Origin of the sequence: Phocaeicola dorei (assembly GCF_013009555.1) — a bacterium.
Classification (GTDB): Bacteria; Bacteroidota; Bacteroidia; order Bacteroidales; family Bacteroidaceae; genus Phocaeicola; species Phocaeicola dorei.
Genome location: NZ_CP046176.1, coordinates 745,073 through 770,158 on the forward strand (window position 1 = coordinate 745,073; position 25,086 = coordinate 770,158).

Genomic DNA, 25,086 nt, shown 5'->3' on the forward strand with positions numbered 1-25,086 from the left:
TATTCTTTTAAAAGTTCAAATTAATGCCGAATGATAAAGTACGAATCGCAGAATAATTGGCAGCCGAATATCCATAAGCATATTGGCGGGGGTCCATACCTTTACGTTTAGAGAATAAAGCTACATTATCGGCAGATACGTAAATACGTGCACTGCTTGCTGATATTGCTTTCATCCATTCTTTCGGGAAAGTATATCCTAATGAAATGTTACGGATGTTAAAGAATGATGCATTTATCAAGAAACGTGAGGATTGGCTATTACTATTTTGCGCACCATCCATTATAGGCACATTTGTATTTTTGTTTTCCGGAGTCCAAGCATTCAAGATATCCTTATGCCAGTTGCTGCCAATATTGCTTCCCGCATGCATGAAAGAAGAATACATGCTGTCATATATCTTTCCACCAATTTGAAAGTTTGTAGCTATAGAAAGATCGATTCCTTTGTATGCAAAATCAGTTGAAAAACCTCCTTGGAAATCGGGCAAAGTAGAACCTAATTCATATTTGCTTGCCTGAGTATAGTCTTCGGTTACGGTCCTTCCGGTCACCTTGCCATTAGCATCTTTCTCATCCATATACCATTGTGCCGCTCCTGTCTCTGGATTAACACCTGCATATTCATACGTATAAAGATCATAAATAGACCCTCCTTCCATTAAGCGGAACAAAGAAGCGGTACCATGAATAATTCCATTCTCTCTTTTGTCTTCTGGAAGATTCAAAATCTTATTGCTATAGTGTGTACCGTTAAAAGATAAATTCCATATAAAATCTTTTGTTTGAATTGGGGTGGCAGAAATGGTAAATTCAATCCCCTTATTCTGCATATCCAACAGGTTCATTGGAACGTAAGAAATTCCAGAAGAAATGGGATAAGGCATATTGTACAACATATCCGAAGTCTTCTTCAAGAAATATTCAGTTTCTAGTTTCAAACGGTTATTAAGAAAAGCAGCTTCCAAACCGATATTTAAATTTTTGCTTTTTTCCCAAGTCAAATCTTTATTTCCACGATAAGTTTCGACTACAGAGAAATCTCCGTTATTATTGGTTACAGAATATTGCTTCAAATATGGTTGATAGACTACATAACCATTTATATCAAGAATTCCATCATTACCTTGTGTTCCATAACTTGCTTTTAGTTTAAGATTAGACAACCATTCCACATCTTTCAAAAACTCTTCCTGTGTTAATCTCCAAGAACCTCCGACAGACCAAAAAGTACCACGCCGGTGATCAGGATGGAATTTGGAAGATTCATCTGAACGAATACTTGCAGATAGATAATACTTGTTATCAAAATCATAGTTTACACGACCAAAGAAACTTTCCATACTATGTTCTTGTGTATATGAATTCATATCACTCATAGTTATGGCATTGTTGAACTCAGGATTTCCAATAGTATAAAAATTGTATTTATGAGTATACTGATATTTCAGTGTATATGAATAAGATTCGTGACCAGCCATTATGTCAATATTATGATGGCCAAATGCTTTACTATAAGTTAAAAGTTGATTTGCTGTAAACGATTCAATACGTTGATTATATTTATAAGTACGACCATTCACATTAGCAGCATCCCCATATAACTGATTCATATGGTCTGTACGGATTTGATTCATTAAATCATAACCAATGTTAGCAGTCGCTTTTAAACCATCAATAATATTAATGTTGATAGTACCACGGCCATTAAAATTGTCATTCAAAGTCTGATGCACATCCAACCCAGAGTTAGCTGCAACATTTTGATTACTGAAACCGCCCATACGTGTACTATATGTACCATCACCAAAATCATAAACAGTGTTGCCTTCTTCGTCATATATGCGATTTCCGTTTTCGTCATACGCATATACAGGATAAATAGGAGCGATTTGCTGAGTGAACATAAAGGCATTAGAGTAATTAGACAAACTAGCATTTTGTGACTGGCCTGCATTTTTTTCCGCTCTTGCGTAAGCCAAATTACCATTGATGTCAATAAACTTATTTACAGTATGATTAATATTGGCACGTGCTGAAATACGTTCGAAGTCAGTATGCCTTAAAATTCCTTCATCTTTCAAATATCCCAATGATAAAAAATGAGTTGTCTTAGCGTTACCACCTTGCAGACTCAAATTATATTCCTGACGCATACCATTATGTAATGCGGCATCAGCCCAATCGTCATTATGGCGGAGAGCCGCAGAACTAACTACACCATCTGCTGAAACCATGGCATTATTAGCTACACCGATGAATGGATTGTACCCAATGCTACCTATTAATCCTTCGGAAGCTTCTGCACCTGTAGATTGATTTTTCAAAGTATTCCAAGCTGTTAGTACGTATTCTCTTTGATCTTTCATGATATCATATTCTGGAACACCACGAGTATTTACTCCCCAGCGTGCATCAAGAGTTACTTTGGATTTATCTACCATACCTTTTTTGGTAGTGATCATCACAACACCATTTGCCGCACGTGAACCATAAAGAGATGCAGATGCAGCATCTTTTAATATAGACATGCTTTCAATGTCGGCAGGATTCAATGCATTAACAGACTCTTCATCATAAGGCATACCATCAACTACGTATAAAGGAGCCGACGATGCACTAAAAGAGCCAATACCACGGATTCTTATTTTAGCATTTTCTCCAGGCTGCCCACTGGTGTTGATTACTTGTACACCTGCTGCTGCACCTTCCAAGGCTTTAGAAACTGAAGAAACCTGCATTTTTGCTATTTTTTCTCCACTAACAGCAGTCGCAGAACCTGTAAAAGACGACTTTTTCGCAGTACCATAAGCTACAACCACCACATCGTCAAGCATCTCTGTATCAGATTTCAAAGTGATATTAACAGTCTGTCTTATAGCCACTTCTTGTGTAGCCATTCCGATAAAGGAAACCACCAAAGTCTTTGCAGAACTTGGAACATTTGATAATGTAAATTTACCATCCATGTCAGTAACTGTACCTACAGTGGTACCTTTTACTAAAATAGAGGCGCCAACTACGGGTAATCCGTCCTCTTCCGAAATAACAGTACCTGTTACTTTCGTGATCTGAGCGGTTACCAAACCTATACCTACAAAAAGGCAGGTCAATAACAGCATTAATTTTCTTTTCATAAAATTCTCTCTTAAAGTTTAACTTTACATTAATATAAATTCATTCACTCTAACAAATTGCAAAGGTATGAATAAAATTGTAATCTCAAACAAATTATTGTAAAAATCATACTAAACTGCTATATTTTTATGCTTTTGGGCATTTAAAACTCACAAAAAACGAAAATAAACCTCATATTTATTCTTTTTTTTAAGTCGTAAGAAAAAGAGAGTTTCAAATTATAACTGACCATATAAACATACATTAACCTATAAACGTTAACAAATCGCCTAATAAATATAAAGATGAGAACAAAATAGCAGAATAATGCTTTTCTACTTTTCTTTATTGCGTCTTATTATAGAATTTCAATTTAAAGAATTAAATTATGAGGAAAATCAGTTATCGTTTCGTTTACAATCGAAAAAAAAGTTTAAATGACAGAGGAACTGCTTTAGTTCAAGTTGAAGCTTACTTGAATAAAAAGAAAGTGTATTTTTCTACGCATGTTTATTTACGGCCAGAACAATGGGATGTAAAAAGAAAGATTATTAAAGAGCATCCTAATCAAGATGCACTGAATGGCATGCTTAATGAATTTATTATAGAATTAGAAAAGAAAGAATTAAGTTTGTGGAGGCAAGGAAAGACAATAACCTTAAGCCTCATAAAAGAAGAGTTCAAATCGAACACAGATGCTTCATTTTTAGGGTTTGCACGTAAAGAAATAATGTCTTCTCAGCTAAAAGACAGCACAAAGCGTAACCATTTAACGACAATATCCCTTTTACAATCGTTCAAACCGACAATTGAGTTTGAAGACTTAACCTATAATTTCGTTACAGATTTTGAAAAATTTCTTTATGATTCCGACTATCAAACAAATACAGTAGCTAAACACATGAAGCATTTGAAATCTTTTGTTAATGCTGCAATTAATAAAGGATACATCGATCCTAATAACTATGCTTTCAGAAGATATAAAATTAAAATGAAAGAAGGAAAGCATGTTTTTTTATTACCGGAAGAAATGAAAAAATTAGAAGAAGTGTCTTTGATAGGAAGAAATAGTTGTTTGGAACATACTCTTGATGCATTTTTATTTTGCTGCTATACGGGATTGCGTTATTCTGATTTTGTAAGCTTAAATGAGAAAAATATCGTAAAAATGGATGGAAAATTATGGCTAATCTTTGACTCTGTCAAAACTGGTGCAGAAGTGAAATTGCCTTTAAGTTTATTGTTTGAAGGTAAAGCTTTAACTTTGTTACAAAAATACCAAGGAAAATGGAGTTCTTTTTTTTCAATAAAAAATAATTCAAGCGTAAATAAAGAATTGATACGAATTGGTAAATTGGCTAGAATAAACAAACACTTTTCATTCCACTCTGCAAGGCATACCAATGCTACTTTATTGATATATAAAGGTGCTAATATAACAACTGTACAAAAATTGTTAGGACATAAAAATCTTGCTACAACACAAATTTATGGAGAAGTAATGGGAAGTACAATCGTACGAGATCTAAAAAAATGTCAAAAAAGGTAGTAAACTCTGAAACTGTTTTGAATTGATTTAAGAATAATGTTATAGGGCTACATACAATTCAGAATCAGCCGGTCAATTGGAAAAATGTTATATCTTTAAAGGTACCAAACAATAAAGTTATGACACAGTATCCAACCGACCTGACTGAAAAACAGTGGCAAGTTATAAAAAATATTTTAGAGCCGCAAGCGAGGAACCGAAAACATTCGCTTAAAGAGATAATGAATGCCATCCTTTATATCAACAAGACCGGCTGCCAGTGGCGTATGCTTCCTTCTGACTTCGCCCCTTGGCAAACCGTCTATTACTACTTCCGTAAATGGAAGCTTGAAGGCGTGTTTGAAGAAGTGATGGATACCTTGCACGCTTTCATCCGTAAACAGGCAGGACGGCAGGAAAGTCCCAGTCTTGGCATCATGGATTCCAGAAGCGTAAAGACTTCCCATCATGTTGATTCAGACCGTGGTATAGACGGGAACAAGAAAATCAAAGGACGGAAAGAGCACATCATTGTCGATACGCTTGGCCTTCCGTTAGCCGTCGCAATCCATGAGGCCAACCTGCATGACAGCAAGGGCGCCCCACAAGCCATAGAAAAACTCGCTTATAAATTTCCGCGTTTGGTGAAAATCCTGGCGGACGGAGGCTACAGGGGAGATTTGGCTGATTGGGTCAAGAAGAAATTCGGATGGATATTGGAGGTCGTACTCAGACCGGACGAATGTCCATCCAAATTTCAGGTACTGCCCAAACGCTGGATTGTGGAACGCTCTTTCTCATGGCTGGAAAACTTCAGAAGGCTGACCATCGATTACGAATTCCTTGCTGAAACCGCAGAAGCTATGGTACAGATTGCATTCATCCAAATCATGCTTAACAGATTTATCGAATGAAATCAAAACAGCTTCTCTATTGTCTATACAATATTTCTTATAAAGACGAGGAAGGGTCATTTTCAAAAGTGAATGTAGTCTTATCTTCTTAATAAAGTTTATCGTTTTGTGAACATGATAAATTTTTGTTGTGGTTGCAATACGATAAACTAAAAGAAATAAAATGTGACAATATTCATATCTTGGCATAACTGGGTAGAAAATAGGTACCAAAGTTCTTGAATTTCTGCAAGAATCATATATGTATACCATATAATATTCATATATAAAATTTTGCATCGGAAAATGATGATAATAGTTTGCCACTTTACTTTATGCCCCCTGTTTTCTTCTGTAATTCGAAGAGCAAACAATCTTTTGGAAGCCTTAAAATATAAAAAGACCAAGAAATATCAACTTTGGCAATACATTCAATACATAAATGAAAGATATAGGCTATCCATCCAAAAACTTTACTTAAAGCTCAATGCTTAGAAATTGTAGGACATTCTTAAGATCTATATAATATATATACGAATTACAGAATTAATAATTTTGTAATAATTATAGAATCAAATTGTAATTTAAGTAATATACAAGTATAGCTTAAAACAAATAGACCTAAAATGGATAAATTAGAATTCAAGAATAAAACTAATCAAAGCCATTTTGACTAATAATATTTGTCTTCATTTGATTTAATATAAAGTTATGTGGATTATGCTCTCGTTTACCTCACTTTTTGTAGAGAAACGGGAAAAGAGAAGGATACTAAAACAGATATTTATACACCTGTATACATATTGTTCTGTAAAACAAAGATTTAGAATATTATGTAAAAAACAAAAAGTGAGAACATGGATATAATGATACAACTTAATATTAATTGTTATTCATAGATTAGTATTGTATAAACTCATATATTAGAAAAACATGTAACCTTATAATATCATTTTGTATATTTAGGAATGTGTAACTCTGTACGATATAAAATCTTCCTATTAGCTTGAAAAGAATATTTCTATTAATAGTGAAAATTTTCGTAGCACTCTTTTTGCACATATTTTCTATTTATACAGGATGAACCTTATTAAAAAGCCAAGATTGTTTTAAAGCAAAGATAAGGGGCTCTTTTAAGAACAAATTTATGTTATTTAGGGGCTATCGATATCTTTTCAGTGAAGATAATAAATTTAGTTTCATTTTATGAACAGGGCAGCGGTGAGTGTTACAAAATGTTATACGTCTATTATTTCTTTCAGTAGAAGAAAGGTAGAAAACAATTATTTTCATACTCTTAGAATGGCTTAAATAAAGAAAAACAGATAAGACTTTAGTGTATTAAATACTGATTATCAATAAATTAAATAACTGATTAGTTCTGCAAAGACTTTGGTAGTTTCCTTTATCGGGATGGCTAGTCAAGAGGTTTCTATCAAACAGAATGTTAGCATCATTTTAAAATCTGATACTAAAGTGCTTGGAGAAGTGATGGTTGTTGCATATGGTACTGCAAAAAAGGAATCTTTTACAGGATCAGCATCCGTTATTAATAATAAGAAACTGGAATTACGTCCTATAAGTAATGTTACTAAAGGATTGGAAGGACAGACTACAGGTCTGTTAACAACTTCAGGCTCAGGTCAACCTGGCGAAGCTGCCAAGATCGTGATTCGCGGTTACGGTTCCATCAATGCCTCACAAGATCCTTTGTATGTAGTTGATGGAATACCTTTTAGTGGAGATATGAGTTCTATCAATCCTGCCGATATTGAAAGCATGACAGTTTTAAAAGATGCTTCAGCCGGAGCCCTTTATGGAGCCCGTGGTGCAAATGGTGTAATTATGATTACTACCAAACAAGGAAAAGAAGGCAAGACTAAGGTATCTTGGCGTTCTACGGCAGGTTGGTCTTCACGTTCCTTGAAAGCCTATGACATGGTTGACCAAAAAGAATTTGTACAGTTAACGTATGAAGGTTTACGCAACGGATATATCTTTGACAATGGATATAACTGGGAAGCTGCCGGTAGACAAGCATCAGCAGATTTAGGTGGCGTTTTAGGTGGAGAACAATATAATCCATTTAAAAATTACACATGGGGAACAATTATAGATCCTGCAACAGGTAGAGTGCAGGGTGATGCTACATCCGCATGGAATGAATCTTGGATGGATGCAATACAAAGAGACAATGCATTTCGTCATGAACACCAGTTGTCTGTTAATGGAGGTACAGAAAAGACCAAATATATGTTCTCTTTGGGATATTTAAATGAAGATGGCATCTTGATTAATACCGGTTTCCAACGTTATAATGCCCGTGCAAACATAAACACAGAAGTGAATAAATGGATGAAGACTGGATTGAATGTGTCACTTTCCAATTCCACACAAAATTTCAGTGATTACGAAGGTTCATCTAATTCAAATGTGTGGTACTCTGCACAATTTATGGCTCCGATTTACCCGGTGTATATAAAGGGAGAAGATGGTAAAGATGTATTAGATGCCGATGGAAATCGCCAACTGGACTACGGTGACGGTAGTGTACAACGCCCACAGTATAGTGATTTCAATCCCGTAGGCGGTTTGGTAGATGACAAGGCTGATATAAAAACAGATGTAGCCGGTTTGCGCACATTTTTGGCATTCGGCTCAGATTCGGAAGATGCCGGATGGGCTAAAGGTATTAAGCTGACTTTAAACTTTGGTCTGGACTACCGGAACAAATCTCAAAAATCATATATGAATATGCACCATGGTAATCAGGCAGCTGCCGGCGGTTTGTTGATGAAATATAACAGAAGAACCCAATCTTATACTTTTAACCAGTTACTGACATGGGGGCGTTCTTTTAACTTTCATAACATCGATCTTTTGGTTGGTCATGAATTTTATGCATACAAATATGAATTTCTGTCTGCCGGAAAAACCAATTTAGTAGATGGTATTCTTGAATTGCGTCCGGGTACAAATCTATACAATGCAGACTCGTATTCGGAAGATTATCGTGTGGAATCCTTCTTTGGGAGATTCAATTATAACTTTAATGAAAAATATTATTTTTCAGCCTCTATCCGTACGGACGGTTCTTCACGCTTCCAAAAAGATAACCGTTGGGGTACTTTCTGGTCTGTCGGTGCCAACTGGAGAATTTCACAAGAAAAGTTTATGCAGAATTTGACTTGGATTTCTAATTTATCAGCTAAAATCAGTTATGGTGAACAAGGTAATGATAATCTGTTAAGATATGATAGTCTTGAAGGAGGATATGTACCGGATTATTATCCTTGGCAAGGACTCTATCCATTGGAATATCCGAATGCCAATCAAGTAGGAGGTCTGATCGGTGCTTTGGAAAACAAAAAACTTTCATGGGAAAAAAGCGGTAATTTAAATGTCGGTATTGAGGCAAGTATGTTTGACGGACGCTTGAATGTTAGTGCTGAATATTATAACCGCAAAACAACGGATATGTTGCTGGGATACCCTAAGGCTACTTCTAGTGGATTCTCTGAATACAATGCGAATATCGGTTCTATGCGTAATACCGGGTTTGAATTTAGTTTAGGTGGTTCCCTTATCAAAACCACTGATTTTATATGGAACTTAACTTGGATGGGCTCTACTGTAACCAATAAAGTGCTGAAACTAACTGGGGAATCTCCTGAAATTATCAAAGGAGTTTTCAGTATTAAAGAGGGAATGCCTATTAATACATATTATATGGCTAAATCTGCCGGTGTGGATCCTGCAACAGGAGCGCAGCTCTATTGGGTATATGATAAGGATGATAATGGCAACATCACTAACGAATATATCAGCAGTGACTATCAAAAAGCTGCGAACAGCAAATATTATTCCGGCAGCCGTATACCTGATTTATATGGTAGTATCAATACCGATTTCTCTTACAAGAATTTCGATTTGTCAATATTGGGTACATATTCTATAGGAGGTAAAGTTTATGATTCATTATACGCTGGTTCTATGGAAGTTATGTATGCAGGCAATACATGGAACAAACATGCTTTGAGACGTTGGCAACAACCTGGTGACATCACAGATGTACCTCGTATTCAAATTGGAGGTTCCTACACAGCTTCAGACCGTTTTTTAGTTGATGCTTCATACTTTGCTATCAAAAATATCACTTTGGGCTACACTATTCCCAAACAATGGCTAAAGAAGGCCGGGCTAGAGTCTGTCCGCATATTCGGATCGGTAGATAATCTCGCTTTATTTTCTCATTTGGACGGTATGGACCCACAGTATAACTTCAAGGGCGAAACAGACTATTCTTATGCTCCCAACAAGACTTATTCAGTAGGTTTTGAAATTAATTTCTAACAATTTAAAAGAATACAGGAAAGTATGAAAAAAATATTTAAATACATATTTGCCGGGATGGCTGCAATGTCTGTGGTAGCTTGCAGTGAGGATGCTTTGGAAACCAGTCCTTCATCTTCTGTTTCTGGCAACGAATTATTAGGAACAGCAACTAATGCATTAGTATCATTGAATGGTGTATATCGAGCAATGTATACAGCAGGGGTTTCAAACAGCTCTAACACTCATCAATGTTTCGGTATCACAGCTTATAATCTGGTGGCAGATGTTATGGGTGAAGATTGCATTATGAACGGACAAGGTAGCGGCTGGTTTTGGTATGATTGCGTTTACAACGTAAAATCAAGATATACCTCTACCGGATGGCGTTCTTATGATATGTGGAATGGCTATTACACTTGGATTTCTAATGTCAATTACATTTTGGCAGAAGAGGAAACCATGTCTGGAAGTGAAACCGAAAAGAATTATGTGCTTGGACAAGCCTACGCTGTACGTGCTTACAGTTATTTTATGCTGGCACAAATGTTTTCTCGCACTTATAAAGGACATGAAAGCGAACCTTGTGTACCACTCTATACAGAACCGACTGATATTGCAACAGAAGGTAAAGGGCGCGCAACGGTTGAAGAAGTATATCAACAAATCACTTCGGATCTTGACAAAGCAATTACCATGCTGGGCAACTCAGGTAAAAGAAAACATATCAGCCATATCAATGAGGCTGTTGCCTCAGGTATAAAGGCTCGTGTCGCTTTAGTGATGGAAGACTGGCAGACCGCTTTGGATGCCGCGAATGCCGCAATAAGCAAAAGTGGGTGTAGTATCGGCACTGGAACTGCGGTAACCGGTGGAATGAATGATGCTACTGCCAATAATGTGATGTGGGCGGCCGAAATCATAGCCGACCAGTCCGGAATGTATGCAGGTTTCTTTACACACATGGATGCGGATCAAGGGAAATATGGAGCTAGTGCTCGAAAACAGATAAACAAACTGCTTTATGCAAAGCTAGGCACAAATGATGTCCGCAAAAAATGGTGGAATCCACAAGACGAGAATAATGAAAAGAATGGTTACCAACAAGAAAAATTCAAGTTTAAAGATTATGCGAAATGGACGGGTGACTATATTTTTATGCGTATTGAGGAAATGTTTTTAACCGCAGCAGAAGCATCTTGTCGTTTAAATGATGACAAAGGCGCACAACTGATGTTGAACAGTTTAATGCAAAAACGTGATGAGGATTACACTTGCAAAAAAACAGGAACGGCATTAGGTAAGCTCACCTCAGATGAAACTGGTTCTTTACTTGAAGAAATTATAATTCAACGCCGTATTGAACTTTGGGGAGAATTTGGACGTATCTATGATATACGCCGTCTGAAACAAGGGTTCAGACGTACTGCAGACATGGGCTGGCCATCCAGTGCTTTAATTGCTGGTACAGATACGGAAGATCCTGAGTCGTATGCATGGGTATTAACTATTCCTCAAACGGAATTTGATGGTAATCCGAACATGGATCCTAGCAAAGATCAGAATCCGATAGGTGATCATAAATAGTATTAATCTGTAAGCAAGTAAATTATGAAAGTAAATAAATATATAATCGGCATGTTTGTTGCCACTGCAACTTTTTTTGTATCGTGCAACACCGACAATGAAGGAGATATATACAATAGCACAACAATGGGGGTGACATTCGCCACAGGCACACAATCGGTTTCCTTTCCTTCCACAGGATATGAGGGTTTTGATGTAGAAGTCTTACGCGCGAAATCTTCGGAAGCTACTACAATTAATTTATCAGCAACATTAGTTGTCGGTGATAAAGAGCAGGAACTCCCTGCCTCCATTACCGTACCTTCCTCGGTTTCATTCGCAGCAGGGGAATTTAAGACCAATATTCATGTTACAGTTGGAGATATAACTCCTGGACAGAATTATAAAGTCAAGATATCTTTGCCGGAGGAAATGGTTACGATAGACCAGACTTCGGATAAAGTCATAACTGTTTATAGGGATTATACTTTTTCTTCATTAGGAACTGGAACATTTAAATCTGCGGCTATGGCAGAGGAAGGAGAAGATTTTGCAACTTGGGAAGTGGAAGTTCAAAAAGCAGACCAGATATCATGGTATAAAGCTATGAACTTATATGAAAAAGGATATAACATTGTCTTCAAAGTTAATGAAGCCAATGAGGTCACTGTAGAATCTCAGCCGGCATGGAAGCACGCATCCTATGGAGAAGTTTTTGTTTCAGGCAAAGGTGCTTTGGAAGACGGGGTTATTACTGTGAAGCTGTCGCATGATGTACCCAATGTTGGTGGTTTTGGTGAATTTAAAGAAATACTTTACCTACCTGCTAAATAATTTAGATTTAAGATATGAGGAAAAGATGAAGCTTTCTCCTTAATTATCCAATAAATTATTACCCAAGTATACAAAATTAATGTATACTTGGGTAAATCTATATAGTAAATCGGTCTTTAGAAATTATTGATAAACATCTGTTAACTCGAATTCGATTACTATATAAATGTGCTTGTAAAGACATATATGTTAAATATTTAGTTACATATTTGGAAGGAACACAACAAACCACCATCAATCCTTATGAACTGATTGTAACTCCTGACGGGAAGTCAAATTTTGATTACACACGGAATCTTCCATCAGTTTTTTTAATGTTCTTCTCAGCCAAAACTCAAAAAAACGATCATAGACCGGATGTAGCATATTATGCCGTCAAACAGTTGATATATTTCAGATATAACATTTTTATTAATGTACTTCCCGTTTTTCTGGAAATGGTGTGTAACAAATTTTGTATATTCTTTCAGTCTGATAGATTGTAAATCCAAAATCATAGTACTTTGATAAAAAAGCCGGAAGACTTATAAAAATTTCTCCCGTCATATGACATTGTGAACATAAATATATAAATGGACATTGTACAATGTTATATATAGATGCTCAAAATGGCTTTAACGTTCTTTCCCGGATATTGAGCGATAACTTGAAATTAGTCAATCGCTACTAGGCAGATTTTGTCTGCTTTTCCTAGATAGCTAAGTATTTCGTCCAAAGTAACAGACGTTTTTTGCTCTCTCCCATTTCTAAATTCCAATTTGGATTTCCTCTTTCATTATTTCATGCATTTTTTTTGCAAAAAAATTATAATCTTATTATAATACAATCATTATAATGAGATTTATCACAATTAGACTTTTTTATCGTATAAAGTAATTTTGAGGTAGAACAAAAGTAGAAAAAAAGGTTATCATAACTTTGTTTAAAGTAATTCCCGCAGAGTAAATAAAGAGAATCGATAAATTTTAATCTTTTGATTATAAGCACTTTCTGTGTCTTGTTAGTTCTGCAAAGACTTTGGTAGTTTCCTTTATCGGAATGGCTACACAAGAAGTGGCAGTCAAAGCAAACTTGAATATTGTATTGAAGTCTGATACAGAACAGCTTGAAGAGGTAATGGTGGTGGCTTATGGTACGGCGAAAAAATCTGCATTTACAGGTTCGGCTGCCACTATAAAAAATGAAAAAATAGCGACGAGACAAACTTCAAATGTGACAAATGCTTTGGCAGGTCAAGTAGCCGGAGTGCAAACTACGAGTAATAATGGTCAGCCGGGCAAAGATGCTGAGGTGCGTATTCGTGGTATTGGATCTATATCGGCTAGTAACAAACCTTTGTATGTGGTAGACGGAGTTCCGTATGATGGTGAAATTTCTGCTATCAGCACTTCTGATATAGAATCGATGACAGTGTTGAAAGATGCTGCTTCTAACGCTCTGTATGGTGCACGTGGTGCCAATGGTGTAATTTTGATTACTACCAAGCGTGGTAAGAGTGGGGAAGCCCGTGTTACTTTTGATGCTAAATGGGGTATAAATAAACGTGGAGTACCTAATTATGAAACAATTACGGATCCGGCTACATTCTATGAATTAAACTATTCTTCTATCTATAATGCTGATTTGAAAGGATATGCGGCAGCCGGAGACTTGGCTAAAGCTAATGCGTACGCTAATCAAGCGATGCTTTCTTCTACATATTTGGGATATCAGGTGTATTCCATTCCTCAAGGACAGCAACTGATCGGTATGGATGGCAAATTGAATCCTAGTGCGACATTAGGTTATTCTGATGGTACATATTATTATATTCCGGATAATTGGTCGGATGAAATTTTTGAAAATAACCTGCGCCAAGAGTATAATTTAAGTATTAGCGGTGCGACCGAAAAAATGAATTATTATATGTCGGCCAGCTATTTGGATGATAAGGGAATTGTTCCTAACTCTGGTTTTCAACGTTATTCTGCACGTTTGAAAGCTGACTATCAAGTGAAGCCTTGGTTGAAAATGGGAGGAAATGTATCATTTACTCATTATGATAGCCGTGAACAGGATACTGAGGGTGGTACCTCAAATGCAAATATCTTTTATGCGTCAAATATTATGGGAGCTATTTATCCTATGTATGTTCGTGATGCACAGGGCAATATTATGGTAGATAATCGAGGTTTCCTTCGTTATGATTATGGAAAGCAAGGACAAGATTCGAATGGTAGCCGTAATACTATTCCTAATGCAAATCCGTTGGCAAGTTATATGTTGGATAAAATGAAATATTCTGGTGATGTGGTTAGTGGAAAATGGTCTGCTGATATTGATATATGGAATGGAATCAAGGCAAAAGTGAATATAGGTGTTGATGTAAATAATGTGCGTTCTACAAATATGGTTAACCCCTTCTACGGACAGTATTCCGAAACTAGCGGAGTCGGAGGTTTGATCAGTGTAGCTACTGAGCGTACATTTAGTGTAAATCAGCAGTATTTGTTGACATACAACAAAACATTTAATGATGTTCATAATGTGGATATTTTGGCCGGACATGAAAGTTATGACTATAAATATCAATATTTGTACGGACAACGTGAGAAATTGTACGATCCGAATGTTCCTGAATTAGGCAATGGTATTATGAACCAGAGCAATAATTCATATTCTCGTAATTATGCAACAGAAGGATGGTTGTTCCGTGCGCAATATGACTATGATGGACGGTATTTTGTTTCAGCTTCTTTCCGTCGTGATGCTTCTTCTTGCTTTCACCCGGATAATCGTTGGGGTAACTTCTGGTCTGTAGGAGCAGGATGGTTATTGAGCAAAGAGAGATTCTTGGAAAACCAGTCTTGGATTGATATGTTGAAATTTAAAATTAGCTATGGTTTGCAAGGTAATGATAACTTGATGTTCCAAGGTGGTTTGTACCGTAACTACTATCCGTATCAAGACCAGTATACATTGGCAAACAGTAATGGTGATTTTTCAACTTCTTTATATTATAAAGGTAATAAGGATATTACTTGGGAAACTTCACATAGCTTTAATACTGGATTTGATTTTGCTTTTTGGGGTGGTAAGTTAGGTGGTTCTGTTGAGTACTTCTCACGTAAAACAACTGATATGCTTTATTTCAAACCGGTAGCAGCTTCAATGGGTTATTCCCGCTATCCCGAGAATGTGGGTTCAATGGTAAACCGTGGGGTTGAATTGGATTTGTATTCCAATATAATTGAAAACAAGAACTTTTCCTGGAATATAAACTTTAATCTTACACATTTTAAGAATAAAGTCTTGGAATTATCTCCTGAACTGAATGGACAATTGATTGATGGTGGTCGGATTTATCGTGAAGACGAGTCTATGTACCAGCTTTATTTACCTAAATATGTAGGTGTGGATTCTGAGACAGGAGAGAGTCTGTGGGCGCTGGTGACTCCGGATGAGAATGGTAATACAGTTACAAAATCTTATTCTGTCGCTTCTGAAAACAGATTCGCATCAGGTGATATTCTACCTAAAGTTTATGGTGGTTTTGGAACAAGTGTCACAGCCTATGGCTTTGATCTCTCTGTTTCGTTTGCATATCAGCTTGGTGGACGTATTTTGGACTATACTTACCAAGGATTAATGGACGTAGCAGCTACAGGTAGTGCTTTGCATAAAGATATGTTAAAAGCATGGACTCCTGAAAATAAAAATACGGATGTTCCTCGTATGAATATTAATGACCAATATACGAACAGATTAACAGATCGTTTCTTGACTAGTTCGGACTATTTAAGTTTGCAGAATATTACATTGGGTTATACTCTGCCAAAGAGTCTGACACGTAAAATGCAGATTGACGGTGTTCGTGTTTTCTTTGTTGCAGATAATGTGGCTTTGCTGACAGCTCGCAAAGGGCTGGATCCACGTCAAGGTTATGTGGCTGCTGACAATGTGTATTCACCTATCCGCACAATTTCCGGAGGTATATCTTTAAATTTCTAATTTAGCAACCTATTTTTAAGAATATGAAATTGTCAAATAAATATATAGCATTTGCAAGTGTCGCTTTATTAATGGCATCTTGCGATTTGGATAAATTCCCTGAAGGAGATTACATATCTGAAGAACAGAAAGAAGATATAATCAATGGCAGACCTAATTTGATAACTGCTGAAGTGAATGCTATGGCAGCCAAATTAAATACTTTTGGTACGATTTCAGATGATGCCACTACTTATCATAATGATTATGGTATTCCTGCGGTATCTATGATATTGGAATCAGGAGGGCAGGACTTGGTTGCATTGGTTAATGGATATAATTGGTTTAATACATCTCAGAATTATAGTGACAGAGTATACGATAGTTCAAGCGATGAATTGATTTGGAAAACGTTCTATAATCACTTGAAAGCTGCAAACAATGTACTGAAATTGATAGCGGCAGATACGGAAGATTCTTCTTTGAAGGTTTATCGTGGGCAAGCTTTAGCTGCTCGTGCTTATGACTATCTGAACTTGGTTCAAATCTATCAGTTTACTTATGCAGGTCATGAAAATAGTCTGGCAGTACCTATTGTTACAGAAACAATGACTGATGAAGATATGCAGAATAATCCGCGTGCAACTGTACAGCAGGTGTATGACCAAATTATGAGTGACCTGAATACGGCTGCTGATTTATTGGCCGGGTATGATAATGGCTCAAACAAAGATCAGATTGATGAGACGGTAGTTTACGGATTGCGTGCTCGTGCTAATCTGTTAATGCAAAAATGGGCGGATGCAGCTAAAGATGCAGAACGTGCCATCGCTGGCGGTACACCTCAGACTTTAGCTCAGGTGTCTACTCCTACCTTTAATTCGGCATCGGCAAGTTCATGGTTATGGGGAGTGATGATTACGCCTGATAATGATGTTGTCCAGACTGGTATTATCAACTGGCCTTCGCACTTGTGTTCTTTTACCGGAAACGGTTATACTTCAGGAGTGCCCGATGGATATAGAAAGGTGAACTCTGCATTATATGATTTAATACCCGAAACAGATATTCGTAAACAATGGTTTTTGTCTCCGGATAATAAATCTTCATTGATTGATAATGAACAGATTGAGGGTACTTCCATCGTTGAATATTTTGGTTTGACTCCGTATGTAAATACAAAGTTCGGAGCTTATCAAAGTATATTTGGTAACACAACCAATGCATCAGACTGGCCTTTGATGCGTGTTGAAGAAATGTATCTGATAAAAGCTGAGGCAGAAGCCATGGGTGGTAATTTGAGTGGCGGAAAGAGTACATTGGAAAATTTTGTACGAACATATCGGGACCCTTCCTTTACAAGTAAAGCTAATTCGGCACAGGATTTTCAGGATGAGGTTTGGTTGCAGCGTCGTATGGAGCTTTGGGGAGAAGGTTTCTCACTGTTCGATATCCTGCGCTTGAAAAAGCCGGTGATTCGTAAGAATACGAATTATGACCCGTCTGTACAATATAATTCAGCTGCAGAAGCACAAATCCTGATCTACCGGATTCCGCAATGTGAAATGGAAACCAATTCCGGAATCAGTGATACTGATAACAATCCGGCGGCTCCACAACCACAACTATAGGGAATAACTGTAATAAAAAAGAGGATGACGTTCAACGTTCATCCTCTTTTTTTGTTATATTTGTCGCGAACTTATTTAGATTGATAGATAAATGAAAGAATTTGTAATTTCTGAAGCACAGGTTGAAACTGCCATTTTAGTTGGTTTGATTACTCAGACACAAGATGAGCGTAAGACCAAGGAGTATTTGGATGAGTTGGAGTTCTTGGCCGAAACGGCTGGGGCAACAGTGGTGAAAAGGTTTACTCAGAAACTGCCTGCTGCCAATTCCGTGACTTATGTCGGTAAAGGAAAGCTGGAAGAAATCAAGGAATATATTCATCAGGAAGAGGAAAATGAGCGTGAAGTCGGAATGGTGATTTTTGATGATGAACTTTCTGCTAAACAGATACGTAATATAGAAGCTGAACTGAGAGTGAAGATCTTGGATCGTACTTCGCTGATTCTGGATATTTTTGCCATGCGGGCTCAAACAGCAAATGCTAAAACACAAGTGGAATTGGCCCAATACAAGTATATGTTGCCTCGTCTGCAACGTTTATGGACTCACTTGGAACGTCAGGGAGGTGGATCTGGTGCCGGTGGAGGTAAAGGCTCTGTGGGATTACGTGGTCCGGGTGAAACTCAGTTGGAAATGGACCGTCGTATTATTTTGAATCGTATGTCATTGTTGAAAGAGCGGTTGGCTGAAATTGATAAACAGAAGTCCACTCAACGTAAAAACCGCGGACGTATGATACGTGTAGCTTTGGTAGGGTATACTAATGTGGGAAAATCTACTTTAATGAATTTGCTTTCAAAAAGCGAGGTCTTTGCTGAAAATAAACTTTTTGCAACATTGGACACCACAGTACGCAAAGTGATTATTGAGAATCTGCCATTTCTGCTTACAGATACCGTAGGATTTATCCGTAAATTACCAACGGATTTGGTTGATTCCTTTAAATCAACTTTGGACGAAGTACGTGAAGCGGATCTGCTGATTCATGTGGTGGATATTTCTCATCCGGATTTTGAGGAACAAATTTCTGTGGTTGATAAAACGATTGCTGATTTGGAGGCAGGTGGAAAGCCTACCATGATTGTTTTTAACAAGGTAGATGCTTATACCTATGTAGAGAAAGCAGAGGATGATTTGACTCCTAAAACCAGGGAAAATATTACATTGGAAGAACTGATGAAGACATGGATGGCGAAATTGAATGATAATTGTATCTTCATTTCTGCTAGAGAGAAAATAAATATGGATGAATTGAAGACTATTATATATAATAAGGTACGCGAGCTACACGTACAGAAGTATCCTTATAACGATTTTCTTTATCAAACCTATGATGAAGAATAAATACATATAGAAAATGAAAACTTATCGTTCACTTACACAAGAAGAAATACAACAATTAAAAGAGAGATCATGCACTGCGGTTGATTGGGCTGAAATTGAAGTAGTAGAGAACTTTAAGACGGACTATATTTGTCATACCCGTTTTTCTGGAAGGGTCAGATTGGGAGTTTTTGAAGACGAGTTTATGTTGGCGGGTGGCATGCGTAAACATTCCGGATTGTATCATGCGACTTTGCATAATGTAACGGTGGGCGATAATTGTTGTATTGAGAATATAAAAAACTATATAGCCAACTATATAATTGGGGATTATGCATTTATAGAGAATGTAGATATTATTCTGGTAGATGGCTGGAGCAAGTTTGGAAATGGCGTTGAAGTAGCTGTATTGAATGAAACGGGTGGACGTGAAGTGCCTATTCATGATCGTCTGTCAGCGCATCAGGCCTATATTTTGGCATTGTATCGTCATCGTCCTGAATTGATTTGTCGGATGAAAGCCATTATTGACCAGTATGCTGAAGAGAATGCTTCGGATACAGGTACTATTGGCCAGCATGTTACTATTGTTGATGCGGGATATATAAAGAATGTACGAATAGGTGATTATTGTAAGATAGAAGGGGCGGGACGATTGAAAAACGGCAGCTTGAACAGTAATGAGCAGGCGCCTATTCATATCGGCTATGGAGTGGTATGCGATGATTTTATTATATCAAGCGGTTCCAATGTGGAAGATGGAACTATGTTGACCCGTTGCTTTATCAGCCAGGCATGTCATTTGGGACATAACTATTCTGCATCTGATTCTTTGTTTTTTAGTAATTGTCAAGAAGAGAACGGTGAGGCATGTGCCATTTTTGCCGGACCCTTTACGGTGACTCATCATAAGTCTACTTTGCTGATTGCCGGAATGTTCTCTTTTATGAATGCGGGTTCCGGCTCTAATCAAAGCAACCATATGTATAAGTTAGGTCCGATTCATCAGGGAGCTATGGAGCGTGGGGCGAAGACTACTTCCGATTCTTATATTTTATGGCCCGCACGTGTAGGTGCATTTTCTTTGGTTATGGGGCGTCATGTGAATCATGCCGATACTTCTAATCTGCCTTTTTCTTATCTGATAGAGCAGCAAAATACCACTTATTTGGTGCCGGGGGTAAATTTGCGGAGTGTAGGTACGATTCGAGATGCTCAAAAGTGGCCTAAACGTGACAAACGTAAAGATCCGAACCGTTTGGATCAAATTAATTATAACCTGTTGAGTCCTTATACTATTCAGAAAATGATGAAAGGGCGTAGTATTCTGAAGGAATTACGTAAAGTATCCGGAGAAACCTCAGAAACTTACTCTTACCAAAGTGCGAAAATTAAGAATTCTTCTTTAAATAATGGCATTCGTTTTTATGAAACGGCTATTCATAAATTTTTGGGTAATTCATTAATCAAGCGTTTGGAAGAAGTTCGTTTTAACAGTGATGAGGAAATCCGTGCCCGGTTGATTCCTGATACAGAGATAGGGACAGGAGAATGGGTGGATATTTCCGGATTGATCGCTCCTAAAAGTGAGATAGAGAAGTTGATGGCAGATATAGAATCTGGAATTCTGACTAATGTGGATCAGATTCATGACCGTTTTGTTGAGATGCATCGTAATTATTATACATACGAGTGGACATGGGCGTACGAGAAGATGCTTGAGTTTTATAATCTGCGTTCCGATGAAATAACGGCAAAGGATGTTATTGCTATCGTGAAGAAGTGGCAGGAGGCTGTTGTCGGATTGGATAAAATGGTCTATGCCGATGCGAAAAAGGAATTTTCTTTGTCTGCTATGACGGGGTTCGGTGCAGATGGATCACGTGAAGAAATGGAGCAGGATTTTGAACAAGTGCGTGGGGTATTTGAAAGTAATCCGTTTGTGACAGCGGTGTTGCAGCATATTGAAGCGAAAACAGCGTTAGGTAACGAGTTGATAGAACGGATTGCTTCTATATGATATTTTTGATGAGAGTATTCAAACTAAGATGAACATTCGGAAAAGTTACAGATGGTAGTTATATATAAAAGAGCCGTATGAACGCTGGAGTAGTTATACGGCTCTTGCTATTGGATGACATTTGAGCTTGGACACTCCCTTTTTTATTTTTTTACCACAGGTAGTATAACTCTGCTTGCAGCTCCTTGCTGATGATAAATTTTGATTTTTTGTTTCATCACAAAATCTTCTACCGTACAATGATAGGTATCAATAAATTTTTGTGGATTGCGGTCAATAATGGGGAACCAAGAGCTTTGAATTTGAATCATCAGTCTGTGTCCCGGTAGGAATGTGTGTGCCACATCATACAGTGTGTAATTAACCGGAGTTATTTCTTCCGGTTTGAAAGGCAGGGGATTGTCGAATCCCTTACGGAAGCGTCCTCTGAACAATTCGCCACGAATCATCAGCTGGTACCCACTCATTGGATAGCCACTCTTTAAATAATTGCGTGCAGTTTTGGAATATTCAAATTTTTCAGGATATACATCAATTACTTTCACCATAAAATCAGCGTCAGTACTACTAATGGCAGTCATTAATTCCACTTCTATAGGGCCGGCCAGTGTCAATGTATCACATAGCGGCTCCGTCATGAAAGTAATGACATCGGGACGTGAAGTGGCAAAGCGTTGGTCATCTACCATGAATTCTTTTGTCCGGTAAGTGGTAGGGTTTGCCGTATAGGGTACCGGACGTGACATATCTGAAATATATTCTGAATAAGACTCTTGTTCTGCCGGTGCTTGTGTGGATACTGATCCGTTTTTATGTATATAATAAGGTATGCCAGTAGTTTTTTGTACAGGCCATTCGTCGTATGTTTTCCATTCGTTTTCACCTGTATGGAATATATTTACTTTATGTTTGGGCTTTTCTCCCTTTCCTTCCAGGAAATATCGGAAAAAAGGATATTCTATATTGTCCATGTAATAAGCCGAAGTGCTTTTGCCGAAATACAGATTACCGAAACCTTGGAACCCGCGTACTGTCCAGGCTCCATGCCACCAAGGACCGAATGTCAGATATAAATCTGTATCCGGTGATTGCTCTTTGATGGCTTTATAAAGATTCCAAGCTCCGTAACAGTCTTCGGAGTCATACAGTCCACCTACCACCAATATGGCGGGCTTCAAGTTATAACAGGAGGTACGTGCGTCGCGCTCTTTCCAGAAATCATCGAAATCAGGGTGGTTTTTGATATCATTCCACAATGTCTGTGTAGTATCACGTACCAAGTCGTCCACGTTCTTAAAGGTACCGAGTGTCAGAAAATCTGTGTAAACATCATTCTTTACAATTTGGTTCATCACTCCTTTCCCTATGTGGCGTCCTTCCAGTCTGGGAAGGAAATTAGTGGTTTGCAGCAGGGTGAAGGCTCCGTTGTGATGACGGTCATCTCCACGGAACCAGTCGGTGACGGGAGCTTGCGGAGAAACAGCTTTCAAAGCCGGATGATTGGAGGAAGCTGTCATAGTGGCATAGAAACCATCATAACTGATTCCCCATGTTCCTACATTTCCGTTATTATATGTGTTGTGAATCAACCATTCTATGGTATCGTATGTGTCCGTAGCTTCGTCTATATTCTTTTTATCTTTCTTACCCTTTTTGTTTTTGTTGAGAGGGCGTACTTGGATAAATATCCCTTCACTCTTATGCCGTCCACGTACATCTTGGAAGACGATAATATATCGGTGCTCTATATAGTTTTTCAGATTAGTCCTGAAATGACGGTCAAATCCTTCTCCGTATGGGGAACAAGAGTAAGGGCTGCGGTGCATCAGGATAGGATGCTGCCTGCTGTTGTCTTTCGGTTCGTAGACAGCGGTGTAAAGCTTGATTCCGTCACGCATGGGAATCATGACTTCCCGTTTCGTGTAGATTTCCTTCAGTTTGAGTTCGATACTGTCCGGTTGGTTTTTTGCTTGGGTTTGTGTCCATCCTCGAGGGATGAGAAAGCATAACAGTAATGAAGTAATAAATAATAATTTGCCTAATTTTTTCATGTATAATGCGATGTTATTTTAATGAGTTGGCAAAGGTAAGGACATTCCTTGAAAGTTTTCACGCTAATTAAGGAAAAATTTCGATAATAGTTACTACCTTTGTCACACTAATAACTTTTAACTAAAAATAAGTATCAATATGGCAACACCTCCGTTCCACTATCAGCACATGTTCCCGTTGGGACCTGATAAAACCGAGTATTATTTGCTGACTAAAGATTATGTGTCAGTAAGTGAGTTTGAAGGAAAACCTATCTTGAAAATTGAAAAAGAAGGTCTGACTGCTATGGCTAACGCTGCTTTCCGTGATGTTTCTTTTTTGCTTCGCCGTTCACACAATGAACAGGTTGCTAAGATTCTGAGTGATCCCGAAGCCAGTGATAACGATAAATATGTAGCATTGACTTTCTTGCGTAATGCAGAAGTTTCAGCTAAAGGTAAATTACCTCTTTGTCAAGATACGGGTACTGCTATTATCCATGGTGAGAAAGGTCAGCAGGTATGGACCGGCTATTGTGATGAAGAAGCCCTTTCCTTGGGAGTTTATAAGACTTATACGGAAGAAAATCTTCGTTATTCTCAGAATGCTCCTTTGACTATGTACGATGAGGTGAACACCAAATGCAACCTGCCTGCACAAATTGATTTGGAAGCTACTGAGGGTATGGAATACAAGTTCCTTTGTGTGACTAAAGGGGGTGGTTCGGCGAACAAAACCTATTTATATCAGGAAACGAAAGCTGTATTGAATCCGGCTACATTGGTTCCTTTCCTCGTTGAGAAAATGAAGACTTTGGGTACGGCCGCTTGTCCCCCTTATCATATTGCATTTGTAATCGGTGGTACATCAGCAGAGAAGAACTTGCTGACTGTTAAGTTAGCTTCCACTCACTATTACGACGAGCTGCCTACTACCGGTAATGAATACGGGCGTGCTTTCCGCGATGTGGAACTGGAAAAACAAGTATTGGAAGAAGCTTATAAGATTGGTTTGGGTGCACAGTTCGGCGGTAAGTATATGGCTCACGATGTCCGCATCATCCGCTTGCCCCGTCACGGTGCTTCTTGTCCTATAGGTCTGGGTGTTTCCTGTTCTGCTGACCGTAATATAAAATGTAAGATCAATAAAGACGGTATCTGGATTGAAAAGATGGATGATAAACCGGGTGAACTGATTCCGGCAGCACTTCGTGAAGCAGGTGAAGGAGATGTGGTTAAGATTGACCTGAACCAACCTATGGCGGATATTCTGAAAGAATTGACCAAATATCCGGTAGCTACCCGTCTGTCATTGAACGGAACTATTATTGTAGGTCGCGATATTGCTCATGCTAAATTGAAAGAACGTTTGGATCGTGGCGAAGATTTGCCGCAGTATATCAAAGATCATCCTATCTATTACGCCGGTCCGGCAAAAACTCCGGAAGGTATGGCTTGTGGTTCTATGGGGCCCACTACGGCAGGACGTATGGATCCGTATGTGGATTTGTTCCAGTCACATGGTGGTAGCATGATAATGTTGGCAAAAGGTAATCGTAGCCAGCAGGTAACGGATGCTTGTAAGAAGTATGGCGGTTTCTATCTGGGCTCTATTGGTGGTCCAGCTGCTATCCTTGCTCAGAATAATATCAAGAGCATTGAGTGTGTGGAATATCCGGAATTGGGTATGGAAGCTATTTGGAAAATAGAAGTGGAAGATTTTCCGGCATTCATTTTAGTGGACGATAAAGGTAATGACTTCTTCAAGCAGTTGAAGCCGCGTTGCCTTGGAAATTGTAAATAATTAATTATTTCGTAATAATACTAATACAGCCTTCCTCCC

General features: G+C 38.0%; 12 protein-coding genes. 10 read left to right on the top strand and 2 right to left on the bottom strand.

What is annotated here, in order from left to right:
* Positions 1-7 precede the first annotated feature (7 nt).
* Positions 8-3,136, bottom strand: coding sequence for a SusC/RagA family TonB-linked outer membrane protein (locus tag GKD17_RS02845; RefSeq protein ID WP_007836412.1), 3,129 nt, complete (start codon positions 3,134-3,136; stop codon positions 8-10).
* Between the two features lie 368 nt (positions 3,137-3,504).
* Between GKD17_RS02845 and GKD17_RS02850 the strand changes: the two genes are divergently transcribed.
* The 9 genes from GKD17_RS02850 (at position 3,505) to GKD17_RS02890 (ending at position 21,213) form a co-directional block, all read left to right on the top strand.
* Positions 3,505-4,665 carry a site-specific integrase gene (locus GKD17_RS02850; protein WP_007836410.1) on the top strand — a complete coding sequence of 387 codons (1,161 nt, stop codon included), beginning with the start codon at positions 3,505-3,507 and terminating at the stop codon, positions 4,663-4,665.
* 119 nt (positions 4,666-4,784) lie between these two features.
* Positions 4,785-5,558 (top strand): IS5 family transposase, encoded by a 774-nt coding sequence (locus tag GKD17_RS02855; RefSeq protein WP_007839296.1) that lies wholly within the window; start codon positions 4,785-4,787, stop codon positions 5,556-5,558.
* A gap of 1,392 nt (positions 5,559-6,950) precedes the next feature.
* Complete coding sequence (locus GKD17_RS02860) at positions 6,951-9,890, top strand: SusC/RagA family TonB-linked outer membrane protein (RefSeq protein ID WP_007836407.1); 2,940 nt, start codon at positions 6,951-6,953, stop codon at positions 9,888-9,890.
* A gap of 24 nt (positions 9,891-9,914) precedes the next feature.
* Positions 9,915-11,456 carry a RagB/SusD family nutrient uptake outer membrane protein gene (locus tag GKD17_RS02865; protein WP_007836406.1) on the top strand — a complete coding sequence of 514 codons (1,542 nt, stop codon included), beginning with the start codon at positions 9,915-9,917 and terminating at the stop codon, positions 11,454-11,456.
* A 24-nt stretch (positions 11,457-11,480) separates the two neighbouring features.
* Positions 11,481-12,269, top strand: coding sequence for a hypothetical protein (locus tag GKD17_RS02870; RefSeq protein WP_007836405.1), 789 nt, complete (start codon positions 11,481-11,483; stop codon positions 12,267-12,269).
* A gap of 1,038 nt (positions 12,270-13,307) precedes the next feature.
* On the top strand, positions 13,308-16,259 hold the full coding sequence (locus GKD17_RS02875) for a SusC/RagA family TonB-linked outer membrane protein (RefSeq protein ID WP_007836400.1): 2,952 nt from the start codon (positions 13,308-13,310) through the stop codon (positions 16,257-16,259).
* Positions 16,260-16,282: 23 nt separating this feature from the next.
* Complete coding sequence (locus GKD17_RS02880) at positions 16,283-17,869, top strand: RagB/SusD family nutrient uptake outer membrane protein (RefSeq protein ID WP_007836399.1); 1,587 nt, start codon at positions 16,283-16,285, stop codon at positions 17,867-17,869.
* Positions 17,870-17,960: 91 nt separating this feature from the next.
* Positions 17,961-19,214, top strand: coding sequence for a GTPase HflX (gene hflX / locus GKD17_RS02885; RefSeq protein ID WP_007836398.1), 1,254 nt, complete (start codon positions 17,961-17,963; stop codon positions 19,212-19,214).
* A 13-nt stretch (positions 19,215-19,227) separates the two neighbouring features.
* A complete protein-coding gene (locus GKD17_RS02890; RefSeq protein WP_007836397.1) occupies positions 19,228-21,213 on the top strand; it encodes a DUF4954 family protein in 1,986 nt (661 codons plus the stop codon).
* A 143-nt stretch (positions 21,214-21,356) separates the two neighbouring features.
* On the opposite strand, the gene GKD17_RS02895 is transcribed toward GKD17_RS02890, so the two are convergent.
* Positions 21,357-23,264 (bottom strand): CocE/NonD family hydrolase, encoded by a 1,908-nt coding sequence (locus GKD17_RS02895; protein ID WP_007836390.1) that lies wholly within the window; start codon positions 23,262-23,264, stop codon positions 21,357-21,359.
* Between the two features lie 139 nt (positions 23,265-23,403).
* On the opposite strand from GKD17_RS02895, the gene GKD17_RS02900 reads away from it, so the two are divergent.
* Positions 23,404-25,047 carry a fumarate hydratase gene (locus tag GKD17_RS02900; protein WP_007840635.1) on the top strand — a complete coding sequence of 548 codons (1,644 nt, stop codon included), beginning with the start codon at positions 23,404-23,406 and terminating at the stop codon, positions 25,045-25,047.
* Positions 25,048-25,086: the final 39 nt, after the last annotated feature.